At 59.2% G+C, this 22090-nt stretch carries 25 protein-coding genes; 13 read left to right on the forward strand and 12 right to left on the reverse strand.

Translation table 11 applies throughout. The annotated features are described in order from the left end of the window. Positions 1-83 precede the first annotated feature (83 nt). The 3 genes from RXV79_RS27475 (at position 84) to RXV79_RS27485 (ending at position 2977) form a co-directional block, all read left to right on the forward strand. Positions 84-902: a TauD/TfdA family dioxygenase gene (locus RXV79_RS27475; RefSeq protein WP_316704353.1), complete on the forward strand. Its 819-nt coding sequence runs from the start codon at positions 84-86 to the stop codon at positions 900-902. Between the two features lie 114 nt (positions 903-1016). Next, positions 1017-2102 (forward strand): ABC transporter substrate-binding protein, encoded by a 1086-nt coding sequence (locus RXV79_RS27480; protein WP_316704354.1) that lies wholly within the window; start codon positions 1017-1019, stop codon positions 2100-2102. Between the two features lie 164 nt (positions 2103-2266). Then, on the forward strand, positions 2267-2977 hold the full coding sequence (locus RXV79_RS27485) for an OmpA family protein (protein ID WP_316704355.1): 711 nt from the start codon (positions 2267-2269) through the stop codon (positions 2975-2977). A 31-nt stretch (positions 2978-3008) separates the two neighbouring features. On the opposite strand, the gene RXV79_RS27490 is transcribed toward RXV79_RS27485, so the two are convergent. From RXV79_RS27490 to RXV79_RS27500, 3 genes are all read right to left on the reverse strand, one after another. Further along, positions 3009-4001 carry a tripartite tricarboxylate transporter substrate-binding protein gene (locus RXV79_RS27490; RefSeq protein WP_316704356.1) on the reverse strand — a complete coding sequence of 331 codons (993 nt, stop codon included), beginning with the start codon at positions 3999-4001 and terminating at the stop codon, positions 3009-3011. 178 nt (positions 4002-4179) lie between these two features. Continuing rightward, a complete protein-coding gene (locus RXV79_RS27495; RefSeq protein ID WP_316704357.1) occupies positions 4180-5178 on the reverse strand; it encodes a tripartite tricarboxylate transporter substrate-binding protein in 999 nt (332 codons plus the stop codon). A 153-nt stretch (positions 5179-5331) separates the two neighbouring features. Further along, positions 5332-5673, reverse strand: a complete 342-nt coding sequence (locus RXV79_RS27500) for a hypothetical protein (protein ID WP_316704359.1) — start codon at positions 5671-5673, stop codon at positions 5332-5334. Between the two features lie 174 nt (positions 5674-5847). Between RXV79_RS27500 and RXV79_RS27505 the strand changes: the two genes are divergently transcribed. From RXV79_RS27505 to RXV79_RS27525, 5 genes are all read left to right on the forward strand, one after another. Continuing rightward, the gene (locus RXV79_RS27505) at positions 5848-6999 is read left to right on the forward strand and encodes an ABC transporter substrate-binding protein (protein ID WP_316704361.1); all 1152 of its coding nucleotides are present in this window, start codon (positions 5848-5850) and stop codon (positions 6997-6999) included. A 44-nt stretch (positions 7000-7043) separates the two neighbouring features. Next, entirely contained in the window at positions 7044-8012 is a 969-nt protein-coding gene (locus tag RXV79_RS27510; protein WP_316704363.1) for a tripartite tricarboxylate transporter substrate-binding protein, read from the forward strand. 9 nt (positions 8013-8021) lie between these two features. After that, a complete protein-coding gene (locus tag RXV79_RS27515) occupies positions 8022-9776 on the forward strand; it encodes a sensor histidine kinase (protein WP_316704364.1) in 1755 nt (584 codons plus the stop codon). After that, on the forward strand, positions 9773-10447 hold the full coding sequence (locus tag RXV79_RS27520; RefSeq protein ID WP_316704365.1) for a response regulator transcription factor: 675 nt from the start codon (positions 9773-9775) through the stop codon (positions 10445-10447). Before RXV79_RS27515 ends, RXV79_RS27520 begins: the two co-directional genes overlap by 4 nt. 239 nt (positions 10448-10686) lie before the next feature. Further along, the gene (locus tag RXV79_RS27525) at positions 10687-10926 is read left to right on the forward strand and encodes a hypothetical protein (RefSeq protein WP_316704366.1); all 240 of its coding nucleotides are present in this window, start codon (positions 10687-10689) and stop codon (positions 10924-10926) included. Between the two features lie 10 nt (positions 10927-10936). Here RXV79_RS27525 and thpR read toward each other — a convergent pair whose 3' ends face one another. The 4 genes from thpR to RXV79_RS27545 form a co-directional block, all read right to left on the reverse strand. Further along, positions 10937-11455, reverse strand: coding sequence for an RNA 2',3'-cyclic phosphodiesterase (gene thpR, locus RXV79_RS27530; protein ID WP_316704367.1), 519 nt, complete (start codon positions 11453-11455; stop codon positions 10937-10939). Continuing rightward, on the reverse strand, positions 11455-11706 hold the full coding sequence (locus RXV79_RS27535; RefSeq protein WP_316704369.1) for a hypothetical protein: 252 nt from the start codon (positions 11704-11706) through the stop codon (positions 11455-11457). Before RXV79_RS27535 ends, thpR begins: the two co-directional genes overlap by 1 nt. Before the next feature lie 2 nt (positions 11707-11708). Further along, on the reverse strand, positions 11709-12470 hold the full coding sequence (locus RXV79_RS27540; protein WP_316704370.1) for an SOS response-associated peptidase family protein: 762 nt from the start codon (positions 12468-12470) through the stop codon (positions 11709-11711). 113 nt (positions 12471-12583) lie between these two features. Beyond that, a complete protein-coding gene (locus RXV79_RS27545) occupies positions 12584-13033 on the reverse strand; it encodes a helix-turn-helix domain-containing protein (RefSeq protein WP_316704372.1) in 450 nt (149 codons plus the stop codon). Positions 13034-14299: 1266 nt separating this feature from the next. On the opposite strand from RXV79_RS27545, the gene RXV79_RS28220 reads away from it, so the two are divergent. The 3 genes from RXV79_RS28220 (at position 14300) to RXV79_RS27555 (ending at position 15874) form a co-directional block, all read left to right on the forward strand. After that, positions 14300-14515 carry a response regulator transcription factor gene (locus RXV79_RS28220; RefSeq protein ID WP_413816720.1) on the forward strand — a complete coding sequence of 72 codons (216 nt, stop codon included), beginning with the start codon at positions 14300-14302 and terminating at the stop codon, positions 14513-14515. Positions 14516-14750: 235 nt separating this feature from the next. Then, positions 14751-15371 (forward strand): hypothetical protein, encoded by a 621-nt coding sequence (locus RXV79_RS27550; protein ID WP_316704374.1) that lies wholly within the window; start codon positions 14751-14753, stop codon positions 15369-15371. Positions 15372-15409: 38 nt separating this feature from the next. Continuing rightward, a complete protein-coding gene (locus RXV79_RS27555) occupies positions 15410-15874 on the forward strand; it encodes a thermonuclease family protein (protein ID WP_316704375.1) in 465 nt (154 codons plus the stop codon). Positions 15875-15998: 124 nt separating this feature from the next. Here RXV79_RS27555 and RXV79_RS27560 read toward each other — a convergent pair whose 3' ends face one another. Continuing rightward, entirely contained in the window at positions 15999-16928 is a 930-nt protein-coding gene (locus RXV79_RS27560; protein ID WP_316704377.1) for a HEPN domain-containing protein, read from the reverse strand. Positions 16929-16996: 68 nt separating this feature from the next. Then, positions 16997-18187, reverse strand: coding sequence for a hypothetical protein (locus RXV79_RS27565; protein ID WP_316704378.1), 1191 nt, complete (start codon positions 18185-18187; stop codon positions 16997-16999). A 95-nt stretch (positions 18188-18282) separates the two neighbouring features. Between RXV79_RS27565 and RXV79_RS27570 the strand changes: the two genes are divergently transcribed. Beyond that, positions 18283-18489 (forward strand): hypothetical protein, encoded by a 207-nt coding sequence (locus RXV79_RS27570; protein ID WP_316704380.1) that lies wholly within the window; start codon positions 18283-18285, stop codon positions 18487-18489. 569 nt (positions 18490-19058) lie between these two features. Here RXV79_RS27570 and RXV79_RS27575 read toward each other — a convergent pair. Next, positions 19059-20360, reverse strand: a complete 1302-nt coding sequence (locus RXV79_RS27575; protein ID WP_316704381.1) for a Y-family DNA polymerase — start codon at positions 20358-20360, stop codon at positions 19059-19061. Further along, on the reverse strand, positions 20360-20788 hold the full coding sequence (locus tag RXV79_RS27580) for a LexA family protein (protein WP_316704382.1): 429 nt from the start codon (positions 20786-20788) through the stop codon (positions 20360-20362). Before RXV79_RS27580 ends, RXV79_RS27575 begins: the two co-directional genes overlap by 1 nt. 159 nt (positions 20789-20947) lie before the next feature. Here RXV79_RS27580 and RXV79_RS27585 point away from each other — a divergent pair, with 159 nt between their 5' ends. Next, the gene (locus tag RXV79_RS27585; protein WP_316704383.1) at positions 20948-21133 is read left to right on the forward strand and encodes a DUF3606 domain-containing protein; all 186 of its coding nucleotides are present in this window, start codon (positions 20948-20950) and stop codon (positions 21131-21133) included. Positions 21134-21285: 152 nt separating this feature from the next. Here the strand turns inward: RXV79_RS27585 and RXV79_RS27590 are convergent, their stop codons facing one another. After that, positions 21286-21900, reverse strand: a complete 615-nt coding sequence (locus tag RXV79_RS27590; protein WP_316704385.1) for an ATP-dependent DNA ligase — start codon at positions 21898-21900, stop codon at positions 21286-21288. Positions 21901-22090 lie beyond the last annotated feature (190 nt).

Here is a 22090-nt window from a genome sequence, read left to right on the forward strand (position 1 = left end):
CAGAGCGCCACGAAGAGATTCGGCCGCTTGGCGATCAGGACTGGAGGTCGATAAGGCGATTCCTGCTGGACAACGTGCCCGGCATGAAGGAATTCAGTGACAGCATCGGCCAGGCGCTCAAACAACACGTCGCGGTGTACCTGTCGAGCGTGGGTATCAAAGACTTCTCTCCAAGCGAACGCGCGATCCTTGCGTACGCAGCTTGCCTGTGCCTCGGCAACCCAACGCCAACCGACTCGAAGCAGGTGATATGGGACGTGAAGGCAAGGGCTCGCGAGAGCCAGTACATCACCACCTTCTCAGAGACCGATCACGAGGCTGCGTACCACACGGACACGCAGTATTTCCCGGTGCCAGAGCGGCTGTTTGCCCTTTACTGCATCCAGCCGGCGCGCTGCAACGGGGGCCACTCGAGCATCCTCGACGCTCGGGCCTTGCGGGAAGATCTGAAGCAGAACCACCCGCGACTCCTGGAGGCGCTGACCAGCAAGACGTTCCCATTTCGGGTGCCGTCCGCTTTCGCGTCGTCACTTGATCCAGGCCTTGCCGATGTGACACTGGCGCCGATCTTCTCTTCTGACGTCTTCATGAGGTACCGGCTCGACATGCTGGAGAAGGGCTTCCAGTGCGTGCCTGAGCTGCACGACAGTGAGGCGCGGTGGGCGATCGACCAGCTCGAGAAGCTGATCAAGAAGACTCCGAATCAAGCGGAGTTCTTCATGGCAGAGGACTCGATGGTTCTTGTCGACAACCACCTTGCTCTTCACGCGCGCACAGCCTTCTCTGACCATGAGAGGCACCTGGTTCGTATCCGAATGAGGACCGAAGATCAGACGGTCAACAATGGCAAGGCGAGGATGATTCAACGTCGGGTGGAACAAGCACAACGAGTTCACAGCTGACGAACAGAATCACTAGCGAAGCGTGCTAGCTCGCAACCTTAAATCTCCGCACGAAGTGCGGACAACAATAGAGGTGCACGTTTGAAAACCATAGCTCGTTGGTGCGCAGCATTCATGCTGTCGGCAGTCGGTGCCGCCAGTGCGCAAATCGTAATTGGCCAGACGTCCGGGTACACCGGCAGCGTCGCGGCTTCTGTGAACGAAATTCAGCTTGGGGCAAAGCTCTACATCGACGCAGTGAACGCGGAAGGCGGGATTGCGGGGCAACAGATCGAGCTGCGTTCGAAAGACGACAAGTTCCAGGTTCCATTGGCGGTCGAGAACGCAAAAGCGTTGATTGCCGACCCCAAGGTAGTTGCGCTCTTCCTCAATCGTGGAACGCCGCATGCACAGGCCCTGATGCCGCTGCTGATGGAAGGGAAGATCCCGCTCGTCGCGCCGTCGACGGGCGCGATGGCACTCCACAAGCCGGTGCATCCGTACATCTTCAACGTTCGGGCCACCTATCAGCGGGAGGCAGAGCACGTCATCCGCCATCTCGGGATGGGCGGGCTCGAACGGGTGGGCATCATGTTCGTGGACGACTCGTTCGGCGAAGACGCCGCACAGGGCGCATTGAAGGTGTTCAAGGAAGCTGCCAAGGCGCCGGCGTTCACAGAAAAAATCAGCCGGACCAAGCCTGACTACACCGCCGCCGCGGAGCGTGTGAAAGCCACGAAACCGCTGGGCGTGCTGATTGTCGGCTCGCAGGACTCGGTAATCGCGGGCATCAAGGCTATTCGTGCAGCTGGGTCTCTGACGCGCGTTGCGACACTCTCAAACAATGCGGCGGCCGGCTTCGTGGACAAGCTCGGCGAGTTCGGGCCCGGGACGATCGTCTCTCAGGTTTTTCCTGGGGAACGAAAGTTGGCGGCGCCAATGATTGCCGAGCTCGTGCGACTTGCGCAGGCGGCCAAGGCCAAGACGGTGACGCCGGCCATGGTCGAAGGGTTCGCTGGGGCGAAGGTACTCGTGGCGGCCTTGCGCAAAGCAGCGAAGGACAGCAAAGAGGTGAATCGCGCGAGTCTGAAGAAGGCTCTTGAGGGCATGAGTCACGTCGACATTGGCGGACTCGAGATCAACTACAGCCCGACAGATCACACTGGCTTGGACTACGCAGATTTGAGCATCATCGGTGACGACGGAACTTTTAGACGCTAGATCGAGGTTCTGTGGTCGAGCTGATTGACATTAGTTGTGGGAATTCAACGGGTCGGTAGCCGACACCTCGGCGAATCTGCACCCTCGGTAGCACCCGCAGGTCGTTGAGACGGCCTGACGGGAGCGCACCACCTCGCAAGGCCTCCAAAAAGAGTCGAGGGCACATGGTCAGAATCATGATGCCAGGGACAAACCTGGCCGCTGCCGTCAGCAGATCCAGTTGGAGAGGGGCGAAGTTGCTAGGCATCGCCGTAACTTCGGTGACGGTCGCACTTCATCTCCAGTTAGATGTTTCTGCTGCTCCCTCACCGAGCGCAGTTGAGGCGTTGACAGGACGGTCTCTTTGCACCCGCGATGCGGTGGAGCTGGCAAAAACGCCCGGCACATTGAGACGGGTGGCTGATTCGTGCCGAGACTTCCCCGACCTCGCAATTCTTGCGGTGTCAAAGTTGAACGGTCTTCCTCCCCCAAAGCCTTTGTCGGCGCTCAACAAGGGTCAGCTCAAAGCGGGAGCCTTCGGCGAGAGTCATAGCGCGGACATCGCAATATTCTTCGGGGTAGGGGAGAGTTACCCGACAGACGAGGGTCTGCATGCACTGCGAACGTTCATTGATCAACTGAACGCCGGTGGTGGCGTCGTCAAATCGGTGTTCGTTCTGGGAAGTGCGGATGCAGCGGAGGCTGACACTCAGCTCGGCCGGCCCCTCGCAACCAGGAGAGCCGCAGTGCTCCACGACTACCTTGTCGCCGCAGGTGTCGAGAAGCAGGCCATCACAGTCGCAATAGCAACGGGGCGCGGTACCGAAGGCCGGCCATCACCGGCAGACCGAATGGCGAAAGCCGTGGTGGTACTGCAGAAGCAGGCTGCTCAATAAGGAAGGGCCCCTTGAGGGGCCCTTTTTAACTTCACGGGGCGATCAACACGTCTGCCCAGTAGTCGATCTCGCCTGCCACGAAGCGCTTGTGCTTGCGGGGCTTGAGTCGCTTGTCCTTGACCACTACAGCGCCAGTGGACTCCTGCGCCTGAATGAACTGGGGGTCACTCGCGACGGAACGCACCAGGTCATTCAAGTACTCCTGGACGCGGGCCGGAGTCCTCTTAGGAGCGGACAAACCAAACCAGACGGTGATCTCCATCTCGTTGAGGCCCAACTCGGAAAATGTTGGGATATTGCTCAGCGCAGGGATGTTCACACGGTCCTGAGCTGTGACGCCGTATGCACGGACCTGCGTATTGGTAGGCAGGTAAGTTGCCGAGGCGTTGGCAGCGTCACAGACCATGTCGACCCGCCCCGCGCTCACGTCGACGACCGCCGGTGCATTGCCGGTGTAGACGCGCTCGCTGATGGTCTGGTTGATGGCACGTTGAAACAGCAGACCACAGAGGTGAGATGCGGATCCAGCACCAGCATGAGCAATCGTGGCAGCGGACTGATTGTCCCGGAGCCATTGCTGCAGGCCGGTAAACGTCGAGGGCAAGGTGGAACGCGCAATGAGGGTCATGGGCACCTCTTCCAGGAGCCCGAGATACGAAAAGCTCTTGAGCGTGTCGTAGGGCAGGCCTTGGTACAACGACGGTGCGACCGCAAAGGCAATGTTGTGAAGGAGAAGCACGGAACCGTCAGCGGGCCCACTGGCGACCTGGGCCGCGCCGAGGGTGCCTCCAGACCCACCGACATTGGCGATCGTGAAGGTGAGACCTGGATCGATACGCTGCGCGGTGTCGATGAAGGCTCGGGCAATCTTGTCAGTGGGTCCGCCGGCGGCAAACGGAACGACAAGTGTGATCTGTCGTGGAACGTAGGAAGGTGCAGCCTGCGCCTGGTGTGTGGCCAGACAGCCGACGGCAAACAAGGAAGTAGCCGCCACGAGGCGGTTGAGGATGGATTTGAATCTCATGTTGTTGATGCTTGCTGTGGTTGAACAGGAGTAGTGCGCGCCCTGACTTAGAAGGCGCATTTCCAAGGCGGCCTCATCAAGCACCACCAAGAGCAACCGAAAGCCTCGGGGCTATCGGATCGCAGGCATAACGACACATACGAGCGGCCACGCCCTCGATGGTCGACAAGGAGGCGGGTCAGTTTGGGGCGCGGAGCGTCTCTGTCCAATGTTGGATCTGGGACGCCACGAACCGCTTGTGAATTGCGGGCGTGAGCCGAGCGTCGCGAGTGACGATCGCCCCGAGAGCCTCTTGCTCGCGGACGAATGCAGGGTCCTCGACGACGCGCCTGAGGAGCGCGTTGAGACGGGCAACATCTTCCTCGGCCGTTCCCTTCGGTGCGGCCAGTGCAAACCAAACTGAGATCTCCGCGTCCTTGAGCCCTACTTCACGAGCGGTAGGGACGGACCGCCAGGGCTCCTGAAGAAGACGAGCCGCCGATGTCACCGCGTACGCATGCACTGACCTTGCGTTGACCTGGATGCCCGCGCTAGTCGTTGCATCGCAGAGAAGATCGACGTTGCCGCTCAACAGATCTGCAGTAGCCGGGGCATTGCCCTTGTAGGTCTTCTGATCCAGCGCGACGTTCCAAGCGCGCTGGAACAACAGACCACAAAGGTGGGACGCTGACCCGGTGCCGGCGTGAGCGATGACGGGCCGGCGCGCGGAAGGGTCGTTGAGCAGTCGCTTGAGACCGGCAGCGGTGGCAGGTAGGCCGTTGCGTCCGATCAGTGTCATCGGCACCTCTTGGAGCATGCCGATGTGGACGAAGTCCTCCAGCGTGTCGTAGGGAAGGTCCTTGTAAAGCGCAGGCGCAGCGCTCATCGCGATGTTCTGCAACAAGAGGACTGAGCCGTCGGCCGGAGATCGAGCAACCCTCGCCGCCCCAAGGGTACCGCCCTGGCCCCCTACGTTTTCGATCCGGATCACCTGCTCCGGTTGCTGTCGTGCAACCGCATCCGCAAAGGCGTGAGCGATGCGATCGGTCGGGCCACCTGGGGCGAAGGGAACAACGAGGGTGATCGGTGCGGGCCCGGCCATGGCAGATGGCGCATTGGCGATGAGGAGCGCGGCAGATACAGCGAGTGCGCGCAGGAACGTGACAACCGATGGGACGGTGACGTAGGGCTTTTTCATGGTTCCTGGTGCGGTGCCGAACGCATCCAGCGCGAATCCGGCGCCTGTCTTTTTGGAGCGGCCAGATTACGGGAACAAAAGTGCACTTCAAATCAGCCAAAGGGCTGAAATTGCAATTCGCTAACGTCGAGATTTCACAGAGAAGAACGACGGCTAGGTCTTGTCGGTCTTCGTGTCGAAGTGATGAACGATTGCTGAAGAGACCAGCGCATTGAGCGAGGTCTTGCGTGACTTGACCGCCTTGCGCAGAGCGTCATGCACGTCCTGAGGCATGACAACTTGCCGTGGGACGTACTCTGGCTTGTCTGGGCCACGCGTCTTTCGACGCCGCTCCAACGTGAGCGTTGTGAGGTTGGTCGCTGCGATGGCCTCGAGCACGAGGCGTGTGATGTCGCCGTAAACGCGAACCCGCTTGACCAAGTGGTTCTCAGCCTTTTGGCTGAGCAAGACGCTCACTCTTCTGGTTTTTAATTTCTCGGCCGACGGTTCGCTCATCCGGCGAATTTTCCCACCGGCACGCCCCCCATGAGGGGTCCGACAGGGCTGAAGCCACCCGCTGCCAACTTCGGCGCGACCTTGTGCGCATGAATTCATGCGTACACTTCTGGTCTTATGTGCATGAATTCATGTACATAAGCGTTTTTCCACTTCTATTGTGAAAGGGACCAGATGAAGCTTTCTTCCTTCCTCGTTGGCATCGCGGCGTTCCTAGGCCTCGCAGCCGTTGCCCACGCAGAGATCGTCATCGGCCAGACCGCTGGCCTGACAGGTGCAGCATCGTCAAGCGTTCAGGACATGACGCTCGGCGCGCGACTCATCATCGACGCAGTGAATGCGGAGGGTGGAGTCAATGGCGAAAAGATCCGCCTGGTCACGATCGACGACGAGCTGTTGCCCGAGAAGACCCTGTCGAACGCCACGCGCCTGATCGAGAAGGAGAAGGCGGTAGCGCTGTTCCTGACGCGTGGCACTCCCAACACGGAGATCCTGTTGCCGTTGCTCGCCAAGACAGGCGTTCCCTTGATCGCGCCGTCGACTGGTGCCATGTCACTCCACCAACCAGTTATCCGTGAGGTGTTCAACGTCCGACCGACGTACCAGCTGGAAGCGCAGAAGGCTGTCGAGCTACTGGCTTCGATGAACGTCAAGAACAGGGTCGGCGTCGTGTACACGGGGGATACGTTCGGAGAAGACGCTCTTGCCGGACTCAAAAAGGGATTCAGTGCTGCCGGAATCACCCCCGCATTCGTGGTGTCCTATGACCGAAAGACGGAGAACGTGGACGAGGCGGTCAAGCTGGCCTCCACGCCAATTGAAGGCGAGATGCCTTCCGTGATCATCGTGGCGCCCAATCGGATCGCCACGGGGATGATCCGCAAGCTGCGCTCTGCAGGCAACAAGGCCTACATGGCGACCCTCAGCACGAACGCCTCCGATGGCTTCATCAAGAACCTGGGGGTGGACGCCAACTACGTGATCGTTTCGCAAGCCTTCCCGAGTGAGCGTGCATTCCAGTTCCCGATCGTTCGCAAGGTCTCGGGGCTGCTGGCGAAGTCCGGGAAAGGTCAAGGGTCGAGCCCATCGATGCTGGAGGGAGCGATCGCCGCCGAAGTGCTGGTCGGAGCGCTGCGCGGATGCGCGCCAAAATGCACGTCTGCGAGGATCATCGAAGCTCTGGAGAGCGGCCGACCGTTTGACGTGGGTCTGCTGGACCAGCAGGTGGTGTTCACGAAGAAGGACCACAGCGGCATCCGCTACACCGACACCTCGATCATCGTGGGTGTCGACGAGAACGGGAAGGGCGGACGTTTCCGCCGCTGAAGGAAAGAGGGACGGAGGAAATGAGGCGTTTGAACCTCGGACGGATGGCGCTCGCGCTGCTGCTTGGAGCTGCGGCTTGCGCAAGTGCGCGTGCTGCGTTCCCCGAAGCCGGGCGCCCGATCAAGATCGTCGTTCCCTACAGCTCAGGTGGCCCGGCTGACAAGACAGCACGGGACCTTGCGGCGGCGCTGCGAAAGGTGCTTGAGACGTCAGTCGTGGTTGAAAACGTCGCGGGTGCGAGCGGGACGGTCGGCGCGAACAAGGTTCTTCAAGCGGCCCCGGACGGCTACACACTGCTGTTCTCACACATCGGCATGTCCACTGCCTACGCGCTCTATCGAAAGTCGTCGGATACCTTGGACGATTTCGAATACCTCGGCGTCACATCGGAGTTGCCAATGATCTTGATAGGCCGGCTGAATCTCGAGCCGTCGACCTGGCCCGAGCTCGTGCGATGGATCAAGGCGCGAAAGGGGAACGTCACGATCGCCAACGCCGGTACGGGGTCGGCTTCGCACATGTGCGGTCTGCTGATTCAGTCCCAGGTCGACACTCAGATCACGGCCGTGCCTTACAAGGGGACATCACCTGCCATGAGCGACGTTGTCGGAGGCTACGTCGACCTGCTTTGCGATCAGTCGAGCACAGCGAGCCCGCAGATCGTTGCAGGCAGAGTCAAGGCAATCGCCACCACCAGAAAGACGCGGTTCGAATCGCCACCAGTGATGGCCGCCATCCCAACAATGGAAGAGGCTGGACTGAAGGGGATCTCGTTCTCGGTGTGGCAGGGCCTCTATGCGCCGAAGGGCACCCCACACATCGTGCTGCAGGTGTTGAACAACGCAATGCGCCAAGCGTTGAAAGACCCAGCGTACGTCGAACGTCAGCGTGCAGACGGTGCCACTGTCGTGACGGATGAGCGAATGACGCCCGAGGGTCACCGGAGGCTGGTCAAGTCGGAAACCGACAAGTGGTCGGCCATCATCAAGTCCGCAAACGGTTTCGCCGACTAGGAGGGCCAGATGGACAGCGCCTCCTCGATCAAGCCACTCAGCACCGACCTCAGGTTGCTGCCTTCAATTGCGCGGCAGCCCTGGCGGGCAGCCGTCTACGCGGTGACGACGATCACGAATCGGAAGGGTGGGCGCTACTGGACCGCTCTTTGGATATTCGCCGCGGTTCTCATCGTGATGTTTGGATTCCTGTCGGTCTGGCTTCTGCAAAGCCACCAGGTCTCCGAGGAGCAGCAACGCGTCGAAGAAGCGGCAGTTCAAATTAGCGGTGCCATTCACAAGGCACTGAGCAAGAGCCTGCAGGACGTGAGCGCAGTGGCTTGGACCGGCAAGGACCAAGTCGTCTGGCGCGAAACGGCTGGCGAACTGCTGCGGGAATCAAAGTCGACGCTGCGCCTTGAAAGGCGTAATGAGATTGGCGACCTAGTAGAAGCGAAAGACAGCCAATACTTCCCTCCGCTGTTCGTGATGGTGAAGCGGTTTGAAGCTGAGGCTGAGGCGCGAAACGCATGCAAGTCCGCAGCAGGGCCGGGAGTGCCGGTGTACTCCAAGACCTATTTCGTGCCAGTGGGGAGCGGTCGAGGCGAAGAGGTTTTGGATGTCTGTGCCGCGCAGCAACTGGACGGGAAGACGTTCGGATTCACTGTCGCCACCATAGGGCTCACGCAGCTGCTCGAAAGCGCAATGGAGCATGAGTCGACGCGAATCTTCGAGGCTTCCCTGGTCGAAGGAACCAACACGCGTCTGGCAAGAGCGGGTGCGACGCACGGCAGACAGACCCTTCGATCGGAAAGAGTGATCGCTGTGCCAGGTCTATCGATGCGGCTTCGCGTCGAAAGTGCGCGTGGCGCCCCTGCGCTGCTTCAACTCAATTTCGTGTCGGGTCTGTTCATCGCCTTCGGTCTGACGTTCCTCACCACTGTGGCACTCCTGATCAGGGAGGCACGTCGAATGCAGCAGACCGATCAGGCAACAAGACTGCATCAGGAAGAACTGGCGAGAGTCGCAAGGTTGGCGTCGGTGGGCGAGCTCGCATCGCTGATAGGTCATGAGCTCAACCAACCACTCACATCAATCCTTGCATATGCAAAAACCGCACAGAACCTGGGCGGTGACACGCTGAGCGCAGACGTCAAGCAGCTCTTAGACAACGTAGCAGACGAGGCAAGGCGCAGCGCCACCGTTGTGAAAAGCGTCCGCGACTTCGTCAGCAGGAACTCTGCAAAGAGAGAGATCGTCGACGTGCACGATCTGATCGACGGCATCCGGCCAATCTTGGAAGGGATGGCCAAGGACTATGGAGCGCGGTTGATCGAGAGCGACGCTGGAGAACCGCTGATCGTCGAATGCACGCGCGTGATGATCGAACAGGTCATCGTGAACCTGGTGCGCAATGGATTGCAGGCGATGCAAAACAACCGTCCAGAGAAGCTACGCACGATACGCATATCCGCAGTGAAGGCGGACGAACGGTTCATCCGCGTGACAGTCACTGATACCGGACCAGGCGTGAGCGAGCAGCTCGCCAAGCGGCTCGCCGAGCCCGACTTCAAGTCCTTCCACAAGATCCTCAGTGAGGGCCTTGGGCTGGGACTGAGCCTGAGCAGATCCGTGATCCACGCACATAGGGGGTCGATCAGCTGCAGGAACCGCGAAGACACCCCTCACCCAGGGGCCGCTCGCAGGATCAGAGGCGCGACGTTCTGCTTCACACTACCGCGGCAATTTTTGGCCCACTCTCTGGAGGACGTGTCGAGCTCATGACGGACATTGTGTTTCTCGTCGACGACGACCCGAACGTACTGCGAAGTCTCGGTCTGCTGCTGCACAGCAGCGGGTTCCGCGTCCTGCCGTCCGCTTCGGCCGAAGCCTTTGAGCACGTGCTCGCCATAGAAGGACTGGCAGAGGACCGCATTCCGAACGATGGGATCGGTCGGTGCCTTGTGCTGGACATCAACATGCCAGGCACCAACGGCCGCGAACTCTTCGACAGGCTCAAACAGCGACACCTCATCGACATGCTGCCGGTGATCCCGCTGACGGGACATGGAGACGTGGCAATGGCCGTTGAGATGGTTCAGGCCGGTGCGCACTACTTTTTGGAGAAGCCACCCAACACTGATCAGCTGGTCGACCTGATCCGAAAGGCGCACCGGAAAAGTGTGGCTGCCATGGAGACGACGCGTGTGCTGCGCGCCGAAATGGCGCGATGGGCAAAGCTTTCAGACCGAGAGCTCGAAGTGGTGCAACTGCTGATGAAGGGTATGTCCAACCAGCAGGTGTGCGACAAGCTGAACATCGGCATGGCAACCATCAAGACGCACAGGTTGTCGGCACGCAGAAAGTTGAACGTGAGAGAGTTCGTTGAACTGACTCCGTCGCCAAAGGTTCTGGAGCTGATTACCAAGCGAAGCGCGCAAGCAAGCAACGCTTGACGGAGTGGCGTCGAAAACTTGACGTCACTCTAAATCGTTAGCAAACGTTGCTGCGCCATTCAAAATCAACCTTTGGATCGATATACACAGCACGTTCACGACGACACACTTCATTCAAGCAAGCCCCATTCGTTCATCGGGGCGAAAAAGTAGGGAGCTTGATGATGAGTGTCGGAACCGTTTGCAATCGCAAGAGCGCACTGGACTCGGATTGGGTCGAGGCTTGGCACGAGAGCCACATGGTGCCCTTGCAAGCCGTCTTCGCCGCCTTCGTCAAGTGCGGGCGCACCGACCTTGGTTTCATTCCGCAGGTGAGCGGAAGCTATCACGTGGTCGGCACGCGCCAAGCGGTCGATGCGATCCTCAGCGAGCTCGAGAAGGAACTACAAGTCTCAGCAGACGGCTGGCGTTATCAGACGCGCAGAGTTGGAGCGCCTCGAGCAGCACAGCAGCCATCTCACGAAGAAAGCCTGGCATAGCAGGCGGGCGTCAATGAACAGGCGCGGCTGCTGGCGACGACAAGATCTGCCGGTACGTGCCACGCTCAGACAGCACCAGGCCAACCTCTCTCACCATCCAGGTGATGGCCGGATTCACAGCGGGCAGTAAAGCGCCGGCAGATCGCCTGGCCAGCGTGACGTGTGGGGTCCATTCTTCGTTGGCCAAGATGCCAACTTCTCGCGTCGCGCTTGTGACCATTTGGTGAAGGTCGACAAGGGACGGTGACCGCTCAGGCGCTACCCATGCGATGTTGTCGGCGAACGTGCCGTTCCGACACAGCACGAGGTCGAATGGTTGAAAGCGAATAGCTGCAACTGCGTGCTTGAGCTTCTCCACCTCGTCTTCGTCGACGAGGCCCAAGAACTGCAACGTGAGGTGCATCTTGGCTGCCGGCGTCAACCGCGCGCCTGCCGGCCAACTCCAGCAGAGCTGATGTCGAAGCAGCGCCCGTTGCACGCCCGTATCGGCCATCAGGCCGATGAAGAGACGTTTCCTTTGGGACTCCATCAGAACATCCGCTTCTGGAGGGCCTCCGCACGTTGCTCATCCCGCAGTGCCTGAAGTTCACGCTCATAGCCTTTGACGGACGCAAGCCATTCGCGTTGTGCCACGTCCTCGGGACGGAGTGAAGCGTTCTCCGGAAAAACGTCGTATGCCCAATCCCAAGCGTCTTCAGGACCAATTGGGTCGCGCAGCTCGTTGATGATGTGGGAGGCGAAGCGAGCCGCCCATTCCTGGTGATTGATTGGCTGATCCATGCTCACAACTCCATCGACATTTGCTTTGGTGGCCGACTGCCAACTGGACCGGCATCGAACGTGTCGGCTGGTGGCAGTTTCAACAAGGCCAGGGCCTCGTCCTCTGACCCGAAGAGCCAGGTCGACCAATCCGAAGGCTCTAGGACCAGAATACTGCGCTTGTCTTGCTCAGGCTTCAGCGTTTTGCCATCGGGCTCGTACTCTGGCCTGTGCATGCGCGACATCAACGAGTGGTCATCCGCACACAGGGTAACCATGACGAAGTTGGGAGTGATCTCACCACTACTCGGGTCGGTCCACTCGTTCCATAGTCCGGCCACGCCCCACGGCTTGCCATCTGCTCGCGAGAATTCCCACCACACATTCTTGCCCGTTTCCCAGCACGGCTCGTCGAAGCTCGCCGCAGGAATGATGCAGCGCCTTCCGGATCTCCATGCCGGGCCAAACACCGGCGACTTCCGCATGCTTTCATTGCGTGCGTTGTTTGTGCTGCGCCGCTTCGGCTCTTTACCTGCCGCAAGCAGCGCTTCGGTTTCTTCTTTCTTGCCCACGTAGTCCCATCGACGTGGGTTGCCTGGTCTGATCAAGCCCCACTGGCCCACCTTCCAATCGACGCGTCGATCAGGAGCGTTCGCAAAGAAGGGTCCCGTTTGCCAAGGACCAATCTTGCGCCAGGGTGTCGGCGGATAGTTGGTGGGATTGAGAGAGAGCCACGTCTTGAAGTGTGGATCTTCACGGTCAGAAGGCGTATAGCGATTGCACATGCGGGCAATTTACAGCCGGCAGCGCGCACTAGCGCCGTGCCGCTGAAATGCTCAGGTGAGGCAATGGGTTAAGCGGGGCCCTGGAGACCACTCCAAGCAATGCCAGGCCCGCTTCAAGAAGCGCCCCGAAGTCGCTTGATCTCATCCACGATCGCCCGTGCTTCCGCCGGCGACGCGATTTGTTGGAGGGCTCGAACTCGCTGTAGGGTGCCCGAGGCCCGCGGCAGCATGCCCTTGTTCTCCCAGTTGTAGACGGTGGCCCCGGTGGTGTCGAGCATGAGGCCGCAGTCGGCAGCGCTGAGCTTAAGACGCTTCCGATTCGCCTTGAACCGCTTCGCGTTGAACTCGAAACTCTCACCCGCGTCGGCGACCTGTGGTTCAGTAAGCCGGTCGGGTCTCGTGGAAGCTCCGCGGAGTTTCGCCTGCTTCTTAAGGACGGCGACCTCGGACTTAAGAGACGCAACAGTCTTTTGAAGCGGAGCGACGAGCGACTTCGCTTCGGACTTGGCGAGCCTTCGGATCTCTGACTTCAAAGCCGCAAGTGCAACGCTCAGTTTTGTCATTTTCGTATCTATGTAAGAACGTAAGGGACGAACAGGGTAGCGCATCACGGCAGCGCGCCATGACACGCGCCATAAGGCGGCATTTTTGCTACCCATGCCAAAGGTGAGACGGACAAAGTCGGAACTGACTCAATAGAGAGGTTCCACATGCCGATTTCACCGACAGACTTTTGGATCGTGGTTGACGGGCTTGGCAAGACAGCTCAAGAGGACATCGCCTGGTGCGAGAACGTCGGGCTTCCAAGCACCGCAGAGCAATTCGCTAAAGAGGCGATCTTCGTCATCTGCAACAGTGGCATGAAGCACACAGTAGCTACAAGGATCTTCGAGCGCTGCATGGTTGCGATTTCGACAGGCGATTCGGTTTCGACCGTCTTCGGGCATAAGGGCAAAGCAGCGGCAATAGACCATGTGTGGTCAGCGCGGTCTAATCTGTTCGGCAGATTCCTAGCTACTGCCCGTGAGGAACAACTGGCTTTCCTGGGAGCACTCCCATTCGTGGGTGACATCACCAAGTACCACCTGGCAAAGAACTGCGGGCTTGATGTGGCAAAGCCGGATGTGCACCTTCAAAGGTTGGCTGATCGAGAAGGGTGTACGGTGCAGAACTTGTGCGAGCGCCTTTCCAAAGAGACAGGCCTTCGGATCGCCACAGTAGACACAGTGCTGTGGAGGGCCTGCGCGACTGGGATCCTCGATTCGCGAACAGGCACATTTAGTGACTTGCCCGCTGGGAACGGAGACATCCACTGCCCTCACCGAACTCAGTAATCGAGCGCATCTCGATAAACTGCAGAATGGGACGGATGGTTAACCAGGCGGCTGAAGGGTCAAGGGGTGAGAACCTGCGGACGACTGGGATCTAAGGAGAGAACAAGCAGCATGGGAAGCGCTCGAGTTCTTTTGGTGGACAGTCATCGACTGGCGAGAGACGGCGTCAAATGGTGCCTCGCGGGTACCGCTTTCGAGGTTGCGGATGAAGCAGCTTGCTTTGACGAGGCTCATGAGCGGTCTCAAGGTGTGGATGTCGTGATAGCCGAGATCGGTCGAGCGGAGCTTGGAAAGCAGTCCCTACGTGCGGCAATCAGTTCTCTGACTCCAGCACGCACTTTGGTTTTCAGCTGGCAAGCCAACACGTCGGTGCTCTCGACTGTGAAATCGGCCGGGGCTAGTGGGTGCCTATCGAAGAACTGCAGCCCAGACCAACTGCTCGAGGCACTGAAGGCGATCACAGCCGGTCGAAGGCACTTTCCAGAGAAAGCACAGATGCGGAAGGACGCATCTCACATCGAGTTGTCGTGCAGAGAGGTCGAGATCGCGCGGCACGTGGCGAGCGGGCGCCCTAGTAGAGCGATCGCAACGTCACTTGGGCTGGGCGTGAGGACCGTAGAGAGCCATAGGCGAACTATCAAGAGGAAGCTCGGAGTTGCTTCAAACGCAGAGTTGGTTCGATACGCGATCGAGAACCTACCAGGCCTCTAACTTTTCACCAAAGGAGAAGAAGAAGTGAACACACAAACGAAACTGTTCGGAGGGGCTGCCGTCTGCGGCGCGTTCATAGCACTCCCAGTGCCCTGGTGGGCAAGGGCAGCGCTATTCGTTGTTGCGATCGTTCTGAACGGGATGGGGTTCTGGCGTTACGCCACGCATCCACACGAAGGACGAAGCTTCTAGAAGCGATCACTACTTTTGTGACACCAAGGATCTGGGAGAGAACATGCACATCAAGGTCGAAGTTAGCAAGGCGGAGCTCGAATCGATGGGATGCCACTCGATCGACGAGTTCAAAACGCGGTTCGAAAGTCAGCTCGCCGATGGCGTTGTCACCGCGGCCGGCCGTGCTGCAGACGAATGGCTCTGCAGCTTCGCTATCGCGGTGCAAAGTGATGCGAAGCAGAGCAACGACTCTCCGTTCAAAAAGCACAGGGCAAAGGTGTTGGGACATTACGGGACCGCTGATTGGCTGCGTGTCGTGGTGATGGCGATGTGGAACGGGAACGACAACCGAGTCGGTTTGTCGAAACTGACCAACCTGGACCGAGAACACTTCGCGGCATTCACTGAGATGGTTTCGACATACCACCGGATGGGCGAGGCAGACCCAGCGTTCATGGCGATTGCGGAAGAAGTGAAGGAACGTATTGCCGAAGAAGCCCGAGCCGCGGACAAGGAAGCGAAGTTCCGAGAGTGGCTGGACGATGCAACCGACTGCCTAAGAGAGCAGGGCAAGCATGCAGATCTGGCCACTGATCGGTACACGTGGTTCTGGGGTCGATTCAACGCCGGCGACACACCTGAATCGGCCGCCGCATCTTGTCCCCCTTACGAGAACAGCTAATAAAGTTGAGCGCAGCGCGAAAGAGTCTGATCATCGCGATGATGGTCGTTGTGCAGCCGTCGGCATGGGCGTTCCCAGCGGAAGTCGTCGGGATCACCGATGGCGACACGCTGACGGTGCTGTCTCAGCAGCGAAAGCAAACTCGTTGTCGGCTCGCAGGCATCGATGCGCCAGAGAAGCGCCAAGCCTTTGGAAGCGTCTCAAAGCAGTCCCTTTCTGATCTTGCCTTCCGAAAGGTCGTTGAGGTCAACGTGATCGATCGCGATCGCTACGGAAGGTCGGTATGCCTCATCAAGAGAGAAGGTGTCGACCTGAATCTTGAGCAGGTACGGAGAGGCATGGCTTGGGTCTATCTGCGATACAACAGAGACCGGTTGTACAGGCTGGCAGAAGAAGAGGCCAGAAAGGAACGTCGAGGTCTTTGGTCTGAGCCAGTTCCAGTTCCGCCTTGGGAATTTCGTAAACGCGTCAGTCAGACGCAGCTCGATGCAGCAATGAACTGAATCAACCGGAATGGACGGCGCGCACGACAGCCGGTCCCGGGAACTAAAGCTCTTAGCGCTCCGAATCAGCTTTCATTACACCAATGGTCGAGCGCCTTTTCGGTGGCGAGGAAAGGAGCGCAGTTCAGCGAAACCCCGCACGTGATCGAAGAATGCGTTGGGCAATGGACTGCGCGTCGCTGAGACGTTGTCGGTCCTCTCGCTTGAACCTTCCGGAATGAAGCAGCTGGCTTCGTTGATCATAGAGTTCAGTAAGCCTGTCAGCACACCAAGCCACGTCATCATCTCCGGCTAGGGCATCGCGTACTAACGATCGCAGTTGCCGTGCAATCGAATTACATCGACGGAAAGACAGCTCTCTCTGCATCGCGAGCATGCTTTCCTTCTCCGAATCTTCTTCTTCCTTGTCAATAGCTTCGACAAGCTCGCCCGACCACTTCTCCATCAGAAGTGCCGCGCGTTTGGTACGCGGCACTGGGGTGCAAATGCTTTCCATCGCAGAAATGAGAAGCAGAAAGCGGGCGTTTGGACTGTCCTCAGCTAGCGACGCAACGTAAAGGTCCAGCGCCGTCAGTAGCCGGCGCTCATTAAGCGCCAAGCTGGGAGCAGGAAGGGCACGCCACTGCGAGAGTGCTTGCAACACGAAGCTGGCACCCTGCTTAATCTCAATCGAACCATGTGCGACTACAGTTCGCACTCTTAGGCCTTCTTGGTGCACAAAGGGTTGTGAGCCGTCCGCAGAAGCATCAGCAAGCGACGAACTCGGTATCAGGCTGAAGCCGCGAGGCTCGTCGAACATATGAACTTGGCCGAGATCGAATGAAGCGTCTACGGCAAGGTGGTGAGCTAAGGCCAAGTAGCCCACACCAATGCGAAGTTCCTTAAGCCATTCACCAGCTCGCTCCTCGCTAGCAAACCCACTGCACTCGAGCATGTAGTACGGGTGGGCACCCGTGACCTTCAGTGAGATGCCATCGTCCACATGCGCAACTTCATCGGTAGGAGTCAACTCGTGGGTTGCAAGCAAGCGGAAGGGAAACTTGAGAACAAACACCGGCACGCTCCAGTTAGTGATAGGCGATACAAGCACCTGGCCGATGGGTCTGGGCGACTTCAATGATGTCAGGCATGACTCCCTCCAGTAATGGAGCTGGAACCATTGACTTGCTGCTGCTGGGTTGGGGTCCCGTGTTTCGAGACGAACTCTCGCATCGCTTCGGAGAGAGGCGTTTCGAGGGGGAAGTTGCCCATGGCTTGAACGAGAGTTGGCCAGAGAGCTCTCATCAAGCCTTGCCGACGAGCGTTGGGCGCAATCCAAGCCCAGTCCATCGTCCAGATGCCTTCCCTTTCTCTGAAGGCGCAAGCCCCGCGGATCGTGGAACGTGCATCGGGGGAACAGATCAACCAGCCGATGGCGTCTTCCTGTATGGGCCCACGGGCTGGAGGGGCGGCCCACTGGATGAAGTCGAACTGCATTTCTCGCTTGAACATTACGGCTCTTTCGTACATCTCCTTGTGCAACGGCTTTGGGGATCGTTGATCGACGCGATAGGCGAGATCTCCCACTTCGCCGAACAAGCGCCCGAGGAGGGCTGAAGGTGATGGATCGAAACATCGCCGCACGCGTGAGTGGTACCGCTGGTGCTCACGGGACGAATCCATATCGCCCCGTGTGTACGAAAGGCCGCAGTAATCGCAGGTCAGCTCAGTGCCAGGTCGGCGAGGCCGGTAGCGAGGGCCTTTGACAATCAAGCTTGCTTGAGCGGCACCGTCGCTTCGCCACTCAAGGCGATGGCCAGTGCGCGTCTGCAACACCTCAACATCAGCGTTTGAAGGAGCTTGCTCAGTGGCCAATGTGACCATTGAGCGAAATCGCAGCCGGTCATAAAAGAAGAGCGAGAACTCCTCGCTCGACAACTTTTGTTGGCCACTGATGCGTTGACTGAGAAGCTGCACTAGCGGCGAAGGGTCGACGGTGAAGCCAAACTGCTCAAAGGTGACCATCAGGCATGCGGCGTCGACTACCGACAAGCCGTCGAACAGCAAAGACTGGCTGTACGGACTGCTCGGACGAAAGAGGGTCGATCGAATCGGAACGCCGAACACCTTGCAGGCTTCCTTCATGTGACGCTCTAGGTGATAGATCCGAGGATCCTGCTGCTCCATCACATCGCCGAGGTCACTCAAAAGGCACCAACCGTCGCGCACCGCGCGCTCTGCCCATTCGCGCAAGGACCAGATTCGGGGTCTGACCGGCTGCGACAGGGCAGTGTGAAAGGCGGTTAGCAGATCGAGCGGGCCGACGTAGTACATGCGAGATCTCCAGCAGAACCGAATTGTGCTGTGCCTCAGCCAAGCCCTTCGCACAATGAGGTAGGCTCGCGCCTTTCTGCTAATGGAGAAGGATCATGGAGAAAGAAATCCGCCGAATCAGCATCCCGCTCGGCGCCAAGGTCACGGTGAAGCGCCAGGACGGGACCACCGAAGAATTTGTGTTCCGCGGGACTGATGCCCAAGGTGGGATCTACGAAGACAGTTCGGGTCAACGTCACAAGGACGTTGGCGTCTACGTCGACATCCGCATCAACGATGGCCCCTGGTCGCCCAATGCTTAGATAAGTTGCAAGGTCTTCCCGGGATGGGATCATTCGAGCATGCGTCACGCGGATGACAGGTTCACACTCGACCTTCCTGGACTAGAAGTTGGCCAGCCGTCTGGATCTGACCCGTTGGCATGGGTCAGATCGCTCGGTTACGGAAATCCCCGACAGGTCTCGGGCGCCGGCATCTGTGCGACCAAGTCGATGCTGTTCACTGGGGCGATCGTGGTCGGAATTGACGCAGAAGGCTACGCAGGTAGGTTTTGCTACGAGTCGGACGCTGAAGCGCTGGATGCGCTGATGAGGTGGGATGGTTCGGGCGACCCGCCAGGCAACTGGATCGCGTTCAAAGGCCAAGATGGCGATCGGCTTGGCCCGGGCAGCGTTGCATCCGAGATGCAGGGCACTGCGCCAAAGTCTGGCGCGAGAATGCCACCTTGGAAGAGAGTGGAGTGCCCGGCGTGCGGCTCTCCGGCGGGCGCCCCCTGCTTCAAACCGCGTCTTGGGGCGTCGGCCGTCAAAGCAAGATGCGCCCCGCACAGAGCTCGTCGAGAGGCTGCCGCTGAGCAAGGGCACCGGGGCAGCTAAGCTCTGGCGATGGGAATATCTTCCCATCGTGTCGTATAGCAGGGGGTCAATCGCTCGCGCTTCGCATGCCACGCATGCTCCCCCCCCGGCCCCATGCTGGCCAGCACGAGCGAGCCACGCCCATAGCGTCTATTCACGGCATCAACGGCGGACATGAGGCGGCTCTTGTCCGTGATGAGGTCTGCCTCAAGGTCCAGTTCCCCCTGAGAGTGTTCCTGAGAAGAAAGGTCCATGAGCATCACACCAGCCTTGGCGTAGTTGTAGCCTGGCTTAAAGATCGCGCGCAGGCCAGCCACCGCCGCCTGAAGCAGGAGGCGTGTGTCAGCGGTTGGCCTGGGCAGAGGAACGGTAGCGCTTCGCCCGTACTGGGCATCATGTTGGCAAAACGGGCTGGTGCGAATGAACACTTGCGCGGATGCCGCGAGCGAAGACTGCTGGCGAAGCTTTTCGGCGGCGCGAGATGCAAACTCAGAAATCGCTTGCAACAGCGAATTGAAATCCTGGACTGTCTTGCCGAACGAACGGGAACACATGATTTGCTGACGCGGCGCCGGCGCGTCGTCGAAAGGAATGCAAGAGACTCCCATGAGCTCGCGGACTGTGCGCTCAAGTACCACGGAGTGCTGGCGACGGAGCGTCCCAATGTCGACCCGGAGAAGGTCTGAGATTGACTTGATCCCGCCGGCGACGAGCTGTGCCTCGATGCGAGGGCCAATGCCCCACACCTCCCCGATCGCGGTGCGAGCAAACAGGTCTTCACGATCCTCCGTAGACATGTGCTCGAGGTCACAGACCTGGGCAAAGTGTGGCGGATAGATCCCCGGCTTGCGTTCGGCGGTTTTTGCAACGTGATTTGCAAACTTCGCCAGCGTCTTGGTATTGGCAATGCCAACGCACGTCGGTAGGCCGACCCAGCGGAGGACCTGTTCACGCATCCTCTTACCGATGTCCAGCGGCTGGCCGGGCAGGCCTTGGAGGTCAAGGAAGCACTCATCGATGGAGTACACCTCTACCCTGGGAGAGTAGTGGGCGAGGATGGTCATGACGCGGTCGCTCATTTCACCGTATAGGGTGAAGTTCGAACTCAGGGCGACCAGACCGGCGCTGTCGACAAGGTGGCGGATTTCATGCCATGGCGCACCCATCTTGATACCCAGTGCCTTAGCCTCCTCGGAGCGGCTGATGGCGTTGCCGTCGTTCGAGCTTAAAACGACCAACGGGCGTCCGTTCAACTGCGGCCGGAATGCGCGCTCCGCCTCGCAATAAAAATTGTTGATGTCCGCGAGGGCGTACAACATCACTTGACGAAGCGCTTGATGCAGGCGGTGACGACACCCCACACCTCTAGCGTTTGGCCCTCGCGCGGCACGATATCTGGAAAGGTCGGGTTGGCTGCTTGCAGCTTCACGCGGCCGGAGCGGCGGTACAGCTTCTTCACGCAGAACTCACCTTCAACGATGGCAATGACGATGTCGCCGTGCTTAGCGTTGAGCGCGCGATCGACGATGACGGCGTCACCATCATCGATGCCGGCATCACGCATTGAAGGGCCGGCGATCCGCAGCAAGAAAGATGAAACGGGGTTCTTGAGAAGGACGTCGTTCAGGTCTATTCGCTTCTGTGCGTGGTCCTCTGCAGGCGAAGGAAAGCCAGCTGCCACTGTCTGGTCGATGACCAATACGGTCACCGCTGGCATCAAAGGGCGGGAAAGTTGGAGCGGAAGCATGGCGGTTTGGCGATACTGGCTATTTATACAGCATCCCGCCGCGAGGATTTGCCGGTGCTATCGCAACTCGTCGACTCCTACGCGGTTTTTCGGCTGGCTCCGACACGAGCTCCAAGGCTGGCGGCGTAGGGTGAAAGCAAGCAAATGAAGGAGCCCGATATGTCGGACAACAAGGACCTGCGCGGTGGCCAAGATCGTCAAAGGATCAACGTGAACCAGCCCCATGAAGTGCGCTACTGGACGGAGAAGTTCGGCGTCCCTGAGGACGTTCTGAAGCAAGCTGTGAAGAAAGCAGGCGATCGTGCCGAAGCCGTCGAACGAGAGCTCAAGGGCAGCCGGGAGTAAAGCCCATGGCGAGACGGGACAACCCCTACGGGATGGGGTGGGCGTTCCCGCGCAGGCTCACGAAGTGCAATGTGCAATCAACCAGGCGCCGGCGTATCGGCCGGGCCCAGGCGACTGCGACGCTAGCAGGAAGCTGCTCACTGTTCGCTGACCTAGAAATCCTCTGTCGGGCGATGAGGGGCACGCTTAAAGCCGAGTGTCGTGGCGTGCTTGAGTTTGAGCCAGTGCGGCGATCGTGTGCCCGGGCTATAGGTCGAGCCGAGACGCTTCGCTACCACCCCTTCTAGGTCTTTGATCTTCGCCCAAGCAAACAAAGCAGAGACGGCGCCTTCGACGTAGTCGACATAGAGGACGGAAGGCAGGGAAGGGGTCAGAAGTCCCCTCAACAACTCTTTGCGTTCTAGGAGCCCGAGTCCCATCACATTGCGCCCCCCGAGCACCAGCACATCGAATGCGGCAAAGACGACCGGCGGATCTCCCTTCAACCATTTGCGGCGCATCGCGCGGGCGTGGAGGGCGTTGAAATCGCTGCTGCCGTCGGGGCGCTGAACGACGATCTCGCCATCGATGACGTGAGGGCCACCGGAGACATCCAGCAGAGCGCGGCGGATTTCCGGGAACCAAGCATTGCAGTTGGCCCCAGTCTTGGTCCGAAGCTCAACGGCGCCATCACCAAACTGGCACAGCCCGCGGTAACCGTCCGCCTTCACCTCGCAAAGGTATTGCGACTCGTTCGACAGCGGCAATTTCCCGACGCTCAAAAGCATGGGTCGAAGGAGATCCACGCTCAAAGCATCAACAACTGGTCCACGCCGAGAAGCCATGATGAAAGTCTGCCAGCGGGATGTAGGCCGCATCACCGGCGGGGCTATGGGCGGGAGGTGTTAGCGGGGCCATCTGCGCTTGTCGTGTTCGCGATGATCGGGTAGTCTGCCGCCCGAGCACCGTTGGGCGCAG

The organism is Piscinibacter gummiphilus (genome assembly GCF_032681285.1).
Lineage (GTDB): Bacteria > Pseudomonadota > Gammaproteobacteria > Burkholderiales > Burkholderiaceae_C > Rhizobacter > Rhizobacter gummiphilus_A.